The organism is Acinetobacter brisouii (assembly GCF_008993995.1).
Taxonomy (GTDB): domain Bacteria; phylum Pseudomonadota; class Gammaproteobacteria; order Pseudomonadales; family Moraxellaceae; genus Acinetobacter; species Acinetobacter brisouii_A.
This window is the reverse complement of the sequence record NZ_BKNN01000180.1, coordinates 1-525: the sequence shown is the minus strand read 5'-3', so window position 1 is coordinate 525 and position 525 is coordinate 1. Positions and strand designations below refer to the sequence as shown.

Genomic DNA, 525 nt, shown 5'->3' with positions numbered 1-525 from the left:
GTGCAACTAATATTGTAGGGTGCAAAAAATATTGGAACAATTACAAAGCGAGAAGACTCCAATGGCAAAGTGCGATTTCGAGCGCAAGTACGTGTCCAACGGAAAGATTTACCTGTGTTCCAAAAATCTAAGACATTTACCAAAGAATCATTAGCAAAAGAATGGATCAAAAAGCTAGAAGCTGAAATTCAAATTAACCCCGATATTTTAAACCCAGAAACCAAAACTGTGTCAAAAACTTTAGATCAGTTTATCGAGAAATATATCGAAGAAATTGGGGATGAATTTGCCGGAACGAAGAAAGCGGCTTTAAAACATATTTGTAACTATGATATTTCTCAAAAAGATGTCTATACCCTTTCTCGCCAAGACTTCTCAAATTTTGCTATTGAATGAGCTTGATTGCCAAACCGACTGATGGAAAAAAAAACGGCTACTTTTTAAAAAAACACAGTAATACGCTGTAGGCATAATCAGGATAATTTTAAATTAAAATCAACAATAAAATAAATAAGATATTGTTTT

1 protein-coding gene is annotated in these 525 nt (G+C 33.1%); it reads left to right on the top strand.

Annotation, left to right across the window (positions count from 1 at the left end; translation table 11 throughout):
- Window positions 1-114: 114 nt before the first annotated feature.
- Window positions 115-396 (top strand): hypothetical protein, encoded by a 282-nt coding sequence (locus GBN19_RS15550; RefSeq protein ID WP_215903500.1) that lies wholly within the window; start codon window positions 115-117, stop codon window positions 394-396.
- Window positions 397-525: the final 129 nt, after the last annotated feature.